The organism is Dinghuibacter silviterrae, assembly GCF_004366355.1.
In the GTDB taxonomy this organism is placed as follows: Bacteria; Bacteroidota; Bacteroidia; order Chitinophagales; family Chitinophagaceae; genus Dinghuibacter; species Dinghuibacter silviterrae.
This window is the reverse complement of sequence record NZ_SODV01000002.1, coordinates 2,177,158-2,187,798: the sequence shown is the minus strand read 5'-3', so window position 1 is coordinate 2,187,798 and position 10,641 is coordinate 2,177,158. Positions and strand designations below refer to the sequence as shown.

Annotated in this window: 6 protein-coding genes; all 6 read right to left on the bottom strand. The window is 55.9% G+C overall.

What is annotated here, in order from left to right; translation table 11 throughout:
- Positions 1-29 precede the first annotated feature (29 nt).
- Genes EDB95_RS26060 through EDB95_RS26035 form a run of 6 tightly spaced genes read right to left on the bottom strand, consistent with a single transcriptional unit; the run spans position 30 to position 10,606 of the window.
- A complete protein-coding gene (locus tag EDB95_RS26060; protein ID WP_133999636.1) occupies positions 30-1,610 on the bottom strand; it encodes a RagB/SusD family nutrient uptake outer membrane protein in 1,581 nt (526 codons plus the stop codon).
- 1 nt (position 1,611) lies between these two features.
- Positions 1,612-5,001, bottom strand: coding sequence for a SusC/RagA family TonB-linked outer membrane protein (locus EDB95_RS26055; protein ID WP_133999633.1), 3,390 nt, complete (start codon positions 4,999-5,001; stop codon positions 1,612-1,614).
- Positions 4,989-6,035: a FecR family protein gene (locus EDB95_RS26050; RefSeq protein WP_133999630.1), complete on the bottom strand. Its 1,047-nt coding sequence runs from the start codon at positions 6,033-6,035 to the stop codon at positions 4,989-4,991. Before EDB95_RS26050 ends, EDB95_RS26055 begins: the two co-directional genes overlap by 13 nt.
- A 41-nt stretch (positions 6,036-6,076) precedes the next feature.
- The gene (locus EDB95_RS26045; protein WP_162852800.1) at positions 6,077-6,613 is read right to left on the bottom strand and encodes an RNA polymerase sigma-70 factor; all 537 of its coding nucleotides are present in this window, start codon (positions 6,611-6,613) and stop codon (positions 6,077-6,079) included.
- A gap of 38 nt (positions 6,614-6,651) precedes the next feature.
- Positions 6,652-9,975, bottom strand: coding sequence for a VCBS repeat-containing protein (locus EDB95_RS26040; protein ID WP_133999624.1), 3,324 nt, complete (start codon positions 9,973-9,975; stop codon positions 6,652-6,654).
- Positions 9,976-9,994: 19 nt separating this feature from the next.
- Positions 9,995-10,606 carry a hypothetical protein gene (locus tag EDB95_RS26035; protein WP_133999621.1) on the bottom strand — a complete coding sequence of 204 codons (612 nt, stop codon included), beginning with the start codon at positions 10,604-10,606 and terminating at the stop codon, positions 9,995-9,997.
- Between the last annotated feature and the right edge of the window lie 35 nt (positions 10,607-10,641).

The following is a 10,641-nucleotide window of genomic DNA, read 5'->3' as shown; positions in this document are numbered from 1 at the left end:
GCTCCAACAATACACCTTCGTACGTTCATCTAATAATTCGAGTTCTGCAATATAACACCTTTACTCTCATCGATGATTTCCTGCGGGAGCGGCATGTAATAATCCTTGGGCCGGACAAACGTCCGGGCGGGGATGATGACCGTTCCGTTGTACGGGGGCAGGAGCGACGCGGCCTTTGGTTTGCTGACGATGGTGTCGAGGTTGATGATCTGGTCTTTGTCCCAGCGCAGGAGGTCTTGCCAGCGGATGTTTTCACCGGCGAGCTCTACGCGGCGTTCGTGGATCAGTTGGGGCATACCGGCACCGGCCACAGGGGCCAGGCCTGCACGCGTCCGGACGGCGTTGAGCTCGGCATCCCCGCTTCCCGCGCCGTGGAGACGGATCTTGGCTTCTGCGACGAGCAGGTAGACGTCGGCGGAACGCAGCAACGGTTGTTTGAGGTCGTAATCTACGCCGCCGTCCCCGCTGGGCATAAAGGCAGTGTACTTGCGGATGCAATAACCGGTCGTGGACATGCTGGGGAGCATTCGGCCCGTGGACAGGCCGGTATCGCCCGTAAACATCTGGTAGGCATCGGAGGTACCGATGGTGGTCATATTGGTTTGGTTCGGGATGGAATCGCCGACCTGAATGAGCGTGGCCTTTTTACGGATTGTATCGGCGGCCTCGAACTCATCCGCGAAGTTTTGCGTCGGATGGTGGAAACCCCAGCCCTGCCAGGCACGAGGCGTGAAATAAGTGCTGATGGCAGAGGCGGGCACGTTCGCGATTTCCTGGTTTTTGTTCCAGACGGCAAACAGGATCTCGGTATTGCTCTCCTGCTGACCGAGGGTAAAGTTAAAGGCATAGTTGGCGGCCAGGGCGTAGTTGGCGTCGCTGACTACCTGGGAGCCGTAATTGATAGCCTGTTGGAACTTGTCCTCGAACATATACAATTTGCAGAGCATCCCCCAGGCGGCGCCTTTGGGGACGCGGCCTTTGTCGGCGTCGTCATACGTCTCCGGCAGGAGGTTGGCGGCCTGGAGGAAGTCCGACTCCGCCTGGGCGCGAACGGAGTCTACGGAAGATTTTGCCACGTTGTAGTCGGCGGAGGAGAGGTTTTTTTCCGTGATAATGGGCACCTCCCCATAGATCTGGCTAAGGATAAAGTATGCGTACCCGCGAAGGAAGTAGGCTTCACCCATGGAACGGGCGCGGATAGAACTGTCCATGACGGGGACCTTCGGGATGTACAGGATGGCGTTGTTGGCGCGCCCGATCTGTTCGTACGCAAAGGGCCAGGTGATGTAGATCAACTGGAGCGTTGGATCGGCGTTAAAGCGCTCGATGGCTTTGAAGTCCGGGTGGTCGCCGTCGACGCAGATGTCGTCCGACTGGTCGTCGTACGCGTAGAGGTCGTGGCCGATCCAGTCTTCCGTGAACAGGATGTTGTAGATCCCCAGCACGCCGGCAATAACGTCGTCCTGGTTGCGCCAGTAGTTGGCGGTGGTGTATTCCCCGCTGGGATTTTGGTCGAGGGGTTTTTTGAGACACCCCTGGACCAGGCACATACCGGTGGGTCCCAGTACGAAGAACAGCAAAAACGTCTTATAGTCGAATCGTCTCTTCATATTATTGCAGATTTACGGTGGCCCCTACCATGTAGGTCCTGGTGGCTGGATATTGGGCTACGTCTACGCCCCTTTGCAGGTTCCCATCGGTATAACCGAGCTCTGGTGTATAGCCGGGATATTTAGTTATGGTGAACAGGTTGTAGGCGCTGACATAGAAGCGGACTTCGGGCAGCTTCCAGGTGCTGAGCGTGACCTTGGGGATGGTGTACCCAAGCGCCAGGCTCCGGAGCGTGATGTAATTGCCTTTGTACACCCAGAGGTCCGAGGAACGGTAGTTGTTGTTGAGGTTGTCGATGCTCAGACGGGGCACGCTGTTGCTCGTGCCTTCTCCGTGCCAGCGGTTTTGCTGATCGGCGTACCAGTTGTAGACCTGCGTCGCGTCCAGGCCGGAGAGGCGGTCGGCGTCGTAGAGCTTGAAACCGGTAGCCCCGGTGAAATTAAAGGCAATGTCGAAGTGCATATAGCTGCCCGATCCGTGAAAGCCGAAAACGAAGCGGGGGTTGGGGTCGCCTAGACGCACCCGGTCGTTGTCGTCCACCACGCCGTCCCCGTTGACATCCACGAAGCGGACGTCCCCGGGTTTGATGTTGGGTTTGTTGGGATCGTTGGCGATATAGGGATCGCTGTTGATCTGCGCCTGGGTCTGGTACAAACCGGCGGTTTTGAATCCATAGAATGAAGCGATCGGCTGTCCTTCATAAGTCCGGGAAATATCGGTATTCTCGCGGCCATAAGGCGTGGAGGCGAGGTAGGTGTCGCTCCCGTATAGCTTGGTGATTTTATTCTTGATAAAGGTCGCGTTGCCGCCTACCGAATAGGTAAAGTCGCCGACCCGGTCCTGGTAGTTCAACTCGATTTCCACGCCCCGGTTGTTGAGCGTACCGATATTATAATCCGGCAGGGTGATGTTCCCCGGGTCGTCGGGAAGATTGTTCTGGGCCCCGAAGGTCTCGACGATCTGGTAGGGGATCAGCATGTCCGAGGTATTCTTGTTGAACCAGGTGACGGTACCCGTGAGGTGGTTTTTCAGCGTGGCGAACTCGACGGCCACGTCGGTGGTCACGGCCCGTTCCCAGGTGATGTTGGGGTTGGCCAGGCTGGTGATATAGGCGCCGTTGTAGTTGGTGGTGGTGGTCCCCAGGTTGTAGCCGTAACCGCCGCCCCCGGTACCGCCGCCGCTACCGGTGCCGATGATGCTCAGGTATTGAAAGTCTCCCACGTTCTGGTTCCCCAACTGTCCCCAACCGCCGGTGATCTTGAACATGCTGACGGTGCGTTTCAACCGCTCCCAAAAGTGTTCGTCGCTCAACCGCCAGCCCGCGGAAAAGGCGGGGAAATAGCCCCACTGCTTCCCGGGTGCAAACTTGCTGGAACCGTCCGCGCGGAAGGTGGCGGTCAGCAGGTATTTGTTCATAAAGGCATAGTTGCCGCGGACGAAATAGGATTGCAAACCCCAGGGATTGTAGTTATACCCGCCGTTCGATGCCGAGGAACTGTTCCCTAAGTTGAGGACGCGCTGGTCGGTACTTGTGTCGCTAAAGCCCGTGCGGGAGGCGTTAAAAGTGTTCCCGCTGTAAACCTGGGCGGAGTACCCCGCCAGCAGGGTCAGCGAATGGACTTCGCCAAAGACATGGTTGTAAGTAAGGTAGTATTCTTCGAGCAGGGTTTTCTCCTTGGCGAACGACTGGCGCAGCGAGGCGATCGAAGGACCCCGCGTCTGGTCAGGCATGGCATTGTCGAACTCGTAGTATTCGTTTGTATTATGGTCATACCCATAGTTCGCGCGGAGCTTCAGCCCGTTGATGATTTCCAGTTCCGCATAAGCATTGGCCAGGACGCGGTCTATCAGGTTGTATTTGGAGATCTCATGGGCGGTGGCAACCGGGTTGTTGATGTCCCCCAGTTGGTTGTCCGCCTGCGAAGTGCCCCAGCTCCCGTCCGGGTTCACCACGGGGATGGCCGGGTTGAAGCGGATGGCGCTCCACACCAGCCCGGTCTGGGTAGACTGGGTATTGGGAGCGGCGCCGTTCGTGCTGGAGTAAACGATGTTTTCCCCCAGCTTCAGGCGCGACCCGATCTTGTGTTCTGAATTGATCCGGAAGCTGTAGCGCTTGAAAAAGGAATTCACGATCATCCCGTTCTCGTTGAAATAGTTCCCGGAAAAACTATAGTTGGAATGGGCGTTCCCGCCGCGGACGGCCACGTCCGCGTTTTGGACGTTGCCCGTGCCCATCAGCGCTTTTTGCCAGTTGGTGCGGTTGACGGCATAGTAAGGGTTGCTCCACACGGTCGGCACGGAAAGACCGTCGTTCGTATACGCCTCTGTCTTGAGCTGGACGAGCTGGGGCGCGCTGAGCATCGGAAGGAATTTGGCAGGGGTCTTTGTACCCGCATACAGGTTAACCGTGGTCCGGAGGCCTTGGTCATAGTTCCCCTTGCGCGTCGTGATCAGTACCACCCCATTGGCCGCCCTGCTTCCGTAGATCGCGGAGGCGGAGGCGTCTTTGAGGACTTCTATGGAGGCAATGTCATTGGGGTTGACGTCGTTGAGACCACCGGAGGGTACCCCGTCGATGACGACAAGCGGGTCCGCGTTGTTGATGGTCCCCGTCCCCAACACACGGATCGAGGGAACGGACCCCGGGGAGCCGTCCGTCTGGACGATGTCTACCCCGGCCGCACGGCCCGTGATAGCGTCCGCGGCGTTGCTCACCGGGAGGTTGGCAATGTCGCCCCCCTTGACGCTGGAGATGCTGCCGGTGACGTCGCTTTTCTTTTGCGTACCATACCCCACGACCAGGACATCCGCAAGACCCGTTGCATTGGGCTGCATTTTGATGACCATGTTCCTGGATGCCGTCACGGTTTGTTCTTTATACCCAACGGAGGAGATCACCAGTTGCACACCGGCGGTCACCCGGATGGTAAAGTTCCCGTTGTCGTCCGTCACGACGCCTTTTTCCGAGCCCCTGACCTTGACCGTTACACCCCCCAATGGTTTCCCGGCATCATCGGTCACCCGGCCCTTGACGACCTCTTCCGAGGTATCTATGGCGATGGGGTCCCCCACGGGTGAAATGATCACCTTGTGCTGGTCGGTGATGGCATACGTGAACTTGTTCCCCAAAAGGGTGTTCAGGATGCTGTTGAGCGGCGTATTCGTCACGTCCAGGTTGACACGGCCCAGCATCTTCAGGTAGTCATCGTTATAGTAGAACAAATAATTGCTCTCCTTCTGGATGACGTTAAAAATTTCGTGCACCTCCGCGTGGCGGAAATGCAGGCTGAACGTCTCCTGGGAATAGCCCTTGGCCGACACCTGGAAACAGACAGCGAGCGCAATCAATAAACATACTTTCATAAGCAGGAAACGTTTCAGTTTTTCCATATAACAATTTTTTGGCCCTCTACCCGGTAATCGAAACGCGTCGTCGCGCGGAGAATGTCCAGTACCTGCTGGAGCGTCTCTTTATCGAACACACCACTCACGTGTTCGTCTTTTAGTCCTTCATCCGCTATGTTCACCTGCACATTGTATTTCCGTTCCAGTTGCCTGGCCACTTCTTCAAAAGTGTCGTCGTTAAAGACGAGCTTGTTGTTGATCCAGGCGGTTTCCGCGATGTTGTTTTTCACGCCCGTCATCACGGATCGTACCTGGTACCGCACCTGTGGCTGGTCGCTTTTCAAGGCGGTGTCGACTTTGGCCACCACCAGCTTTTCCCGGGGCTCCAGGATGACGTCGCGTTCGGGGTTGTTGTCCATCATCACCTCGACCTTTCCGCTGATGAGGGTGGTCGTGATGTCCGCGTCCTCCTTATAGTCCTTTACGTCGAAACTGGTGCCCAAAACCTTTATCGTGAGCTTGCCTGCGTGTACAAGAAAGGGCATGGAGGCCTGGGGAGCCACGTCAAAAAAGGCCTCCCCTTCCACGGTCACCTCCCGCTTCGACCCGGTAAACCGTTCCGGGTAGATCAAACGGCTGCCGGCGTTTAGCCAGATCCGTGTGCCGTCTGAAAGGGTGAGCATCCGACGGGCTCCATAACCGACGTTGACGGATTTGCTGGCCTGGACCGGGCTTTTCCTCACCTGGAAGAGCCACGCCGCGCCTGCCATTAAAAGCACCATGGCCGCGGCCACCCAGCGGGGCCACAGTCTTCGCACCTTGGGCTCATTCAACCGTCCAGCCAGGTGTTTCCAACCCATATCCGTCACTTCCTGAGCCGGGAGGTGGAGTTCCACGTGTTCCCTGCTGCCCTTCAATGACTGCACCACTTCCTCCAAATAACTATACTCAGGGTGTTCGCCCAGCAAACGCCCAAGCTCTTGCAATTCATCAGGGGTAGCCGACTTGCCCAGCTTTTTGGCCAATAATTCTATGATCCGGGAGTTTTCCATTACATGATCCTCTATAGCAGAGGACACACGATGGAGGAGATATTCTTAAAAGGGATGGAAAAATATTTTCACGCCTTAATCCGGCGTTCCCCCAGCGACGGCTGAAGGTGCTCGCTCAATTTTTTGAGGGCAATGGTGAGCTGGGTGGTGACGGTCTTATAAGATATGTCAAGGATGGAGGCGACTTCGGCACAACTCAAACCATCCTCCTTCACCAGTTTGAATATCAGCTTACAACGAGGGGGAAGGCGGTCGATGGAGTATTGGATCGTCCGGCGGAGCTCTTCGGTGACGAGCAACTGTTCCGGATCGGGGCTAAGGTAAAAGTGATGGGCCGTGAGCTCGGGTTCATCAAGACCTTTCCTGCGTAGGTAATTGGCCGCTGTGTTCTTTACGGCCACGTATAGGTACACGGAGATGTTGTCGATCTGGTCGATCCGGGAACGGTGTTGCCAAAATTTGAGGAAAACGTCATTGACGATCTCTTCGGAAAGCTCCTTGTTCCGTACGAATGCAAAGGCAAACTGGAACAAACGGAATACGTGTTCCCGGTAGAACTCTTCAAAAGCAGTTTCGTCGTTCTCGTACTGTATTCTATGCAGCAAGCCTGGCATACACTGGTGGCGGCGGCACCTACGGCGCCTTAGGGCTGGATCACCTGAACGGGACCGTTATTCCTGGCTGCGACCACCAGGAACCGTTTTCCCTGTTTAAGTCCAATGATATTCCGAATATCCCCCGGCATGTACAACCGGGTGTCCGCATAGGGAACGGGATCAAAATGACCTTTGCCATCACCCCTCAGGAAAAGACCGATGCTTGCATCCAGCGGGCCTTGTTGCACCCGCATCGGGAAAAAATTTCCGGCAAGCAAAATGTCTTCTTTTCCATCACCATCCAGGTCTTTGATGAGGATGCCGTTGGCCGCACTCATCTGCGCATACATGGGTAAAGGTAATACAGTAAAGTGTTTATTTCCATCATTGCGCAGGACAATAGAGGATAACATGGTTAACGAAACCGATTTCGCTCCCGCCAGTTGTGCACTGGAAAACATATCCACAAGCTGTGCGTCCGCATAGTCCTTGTACCGGCCGAATTTTTTCTGGAGGGAGGGCATCTGGTCAAAAAGTTCGTCCCGTGTCACCGCGGGATAGCTCACGCCTCCATTGTAAAAACAAATGATCGGGTCAAGGACGCCGTCCTGGTCGAAGTCGGCGTAGGTGATCGTGAGGGGCTCGCTTTTTGAGGCTTTATACTGCGTGTTCAACCCCAGATTCCCGACCACCAGGTCCGTATCCCCGTCATGGTCCAGGTCCGCCGCTGCCAGACGGCACCACCAGCCGCGGGTAGTGTCCAGGCCATACCCTTTTGTTTCATCCTCCAGCTTTCCGTTGTGGTTTTCCAAAACCGTGATGGGCATAAAAGGTCCAACCACGACCAGGTCTTCCCACCCGTCCTTGTTCAGATCGATCCAACACGCGTCCGCCACCATACCCGGGGTAAGCGTTTGTATTTTTTCAAATTTGATGTTCCCCTTTTGGCTAACGTTTTTTAATACAAAGCTCTCCGGTGCCTCAGGGAAAAGCCCCGGTTGGACGGCGCCGCCCACAAAAAGATCGGGTTTCCCGTCATGGTCCACATCCGCCGCACGCACACAGGCGCCGCTCACCGTCTCCGGGGGCAAGGCCCCCACGACTTCTTTGAAATGGCCATGGCCGTCGTTTTCAAAAAACCGGTCCTGGTAGTGTTTGTCCCCCAGCGGATAGTCCGCCCCCCCGCTCACCAGGTACAGGTCCGGCGCACCATCGCCGTCGGCATCGAAGAAAAGCGCGTCGGTGGTCGTATAGCTCTTGTCTGCATTCCACGGTTGGTCCGGGGCTTCCACAAACCTGCCGTCTTTGGTTTGGAGGTACAGTTTGCAGTCATATCCCGCCGAGCCCCCGATAAAGACGTCTTCAAGACCATCGCCGTTGACATCGCCTTTGGCCAGGCAGGGGCCAACCTTTGAGAGTTGGTAGGGCAGCAGCGGGGCGATTTTGAAGTCAACGGTGTTGGATTGCTGGTGGACGTATTTTATACCGGTGGCGGCGGTGACGTCGCGAAAATGGGTCGCGGCTGCGTTGGGCTGATTCGCCGCGGGTGTCGTGGCGCCCTGTTCATCGATCACCAACAGCGTATCTCCTTTGACATGGCTCAGGGCCGATTGTTTGCCACCCGGCCAGGTCACGACAACCGCCTCCGCGAGGCTATCGTCGCCCAACCCGACGTGCATGACCGGATCGACCGAAGACTGAAACCCGCGACACGTATACTCTTCATAGAATTGCGTCCCGTGTGCGGTGGTTACTTTCACCTTGGCACCGATGCCGTACGTATTTCGCCCCTCCCCCTTTAACCGTATCCGCAAATAGTGCCGGTGCAACAATTCCGAGGCATTATTCCGATAGATGCTCACCCCCCCGTTGAGGTTATTGATGACCAGGTCCAGGTCCCCATCCCCATCCAGGTCCACATAAGCGGCCCCGTTATGGATGCCGGGCTGGGTAATGCCCCAGTCCTTGGTGACGTCGGTAAAACAAAGGTTGTGATCGTTATGGAAAAGATAATTCTGCAGCGGTGTGGACGGCATGTTCTGAACCAACTGCCACATCGCGGTCTTATCATTCGCCTCCTTTGCATTGTATCCCGAAGAATACCCGGAGGTATACTTTACAAAGTCCATGTTGGTCATGTCGCGGAGAATCCCGTTGGAGACAAAAAGATCCTTCCAGCCGTCGTTGTCAAAATCCGCAAACAGGGGCGCCCAGCTCCAGTCCGTCGAGGATATCCCCGCCATCTGGCCTATCTCGCTAAAGATCGGCATCCCCGTGCTGTCCACCCCATTGTTCAGTTGGAGCGTGTTGCGCATCTGCTGGTGGTGCAGCCCGTGGTCCACCCGCATCGTATACTTGTCATAGCCGTCGGGTCCTCTGAGCATCTTTTGCCGGTGGTTATCCTCCGGAAGCATATCCAGGACCGCAATGTCCGGCCATCCATCGTTGTTGTAGTCCGCCATATCGGAGCCCATCGAAAACTCCGAGATATGCCCCGCCGCCTTGTCCAGGACTTCCCGGAAAGTCCCATCGTGGTTGTTCAAATAGAGGAAGTCCCGCTCGTCATAGTCGTTCGTCGTATAGATGTCCGGCCACCCGTCCCCATTTACGTCCCCGATCGATGCGCTCAAACCAAAGTTCAACCCGCTCCCATAGATCCCCGCCTGATCGCTGATGTCCGTAAAATGCCCGTTGTCGTTCCGGTACAACCGGTTGCCAAAACGCGCATTCCGCGTCGAACGCAGCTTGTCTGTATTGAAAAAAGGGTTGAAAAACATGTCGGCGTGGTTGACCATGAACATATCCAGGTCCCCGTCGTTGTCCATGTCAAAAAAAGCCACCGTCGTCGTAAAGGTGCCCGGCGCATCCAGGCCATAAGCTTCGGCAGATTCGGTAAAAGTAGGCACGCCGTTATGCACCCCGTTGTTGATGAACAGTTCGTTCCTTCGCATCGAGTCCGGTCCTGGTCCCGAGTGGCAAAGATAAATGTCCAAAAGGCCATCCCCATTCACGTCCGCCATCACCGCACCCGTTTTCCAACCGTTTCGCCCACCGACCCCGGCCTTATCCGTTACGTCCTCAAATTGAAAGTGGCCTTTGTTGAGATACAGCTTACAGCTTCCCATATTCGACACCAGGAAAATATCCGGTAACCCGTCCCCGTTCACATCCCCCACGGCAACGCCGGCCCCGTTATACAGGTACTCATACGTAAGGATGTTATAATCCTCGTCTTCCTTGATGTCGTTACGGAAATCAACGTGCGTATAATCGGCGGGCATATCCGTGAAAAGGGTCTGTGGCTTTGTGTTACAAGCCCCCACCATGCCCGTCAGAAGGAGAAGCGTCCAGTGCCTTACCGATGATGTCATAAGGCACAATATAGTTAAATTAATATAGCAACTTCAGATTCTTAAAGTCACCGCCGGAACCGTTCCCTACCCAAAACCCCACCTTCGTGCCCCGCATTTCCGCCAGCGAGGTCACGACCAGCGCGGCCTTTGTTGCCCCGTTGACAAAGGCTTCTATCCGCTTTCCCTTTACTATTATTTTTAGGTGAACCCAATCGTTCGGGTCCGGCGCCGGTGTGACCGGTTGCTCGAATTTCCCAGGGAATGTCCGGCGGAGTGTATCCCAATCAAAACGCGGCAACGCTATATACTGGATCGCGTGCTTTTTGCGCAGCGTATCCGCCGACCTGAAATTGAACGGCCGCAGGTACACCACTTCGAAGGTGCTGTCGTTGGCCCCATGAAAGGCGATCCCGACAAAACTTTGCTGGAAGGCGTCCTTGCCGCGGATGTCGCACTCCAGGGTGCCGCCGGTCCAGGTCTTGCCGTTGATCCAGGCGACGCCGTCACCCGGGAGCTCGTTCATGTGGACAAAGCCGGTGACTGCGCTCAGCGTTCGGTTGACCCGGGTATAACCTTGGGGCTGCTGCTGGGCCGCGGCAGACATCGTGACGCTTGTGAGAAAGATGAACGCCCAGTGCTTTGGTGTCATTATACAATATAATTAAAAAGCTTGTTCATCATTTG

Excerpts from the sequence above, each read along its gene's own strand:
- EDB95_RS26060 (WP_133999636.1), bottom strand. The coding sequence starts at position 1,610 with ATGAAGAGACGATTCGACTATAAGACGTTTTTGCTGTTCTTCGTACTG.
- EDB95_RS26055 (WP_133999633.1), bottom strand. The coding sequence starts at position 5,001 with ATGGAAAAACTGAAACGTTTCCTGCTTATGAAAGTATGTTTATTGATT.
- EDB95_RS26040 (WP_133999624.1), bottom strand. The coding sequence starts at position 9,975 with ATGACATCATCGGTAAGGCACTGGACGCTTCTCCTTCTGACGGGCATG.
- EDB95_RS26035 (WP_133999621.1), bottom strand. The coding sequence starts at position 10,606 with ATGACACCAAAGCACTGGGCGTTCATCTTTCTCACAAGCGTCACGATG.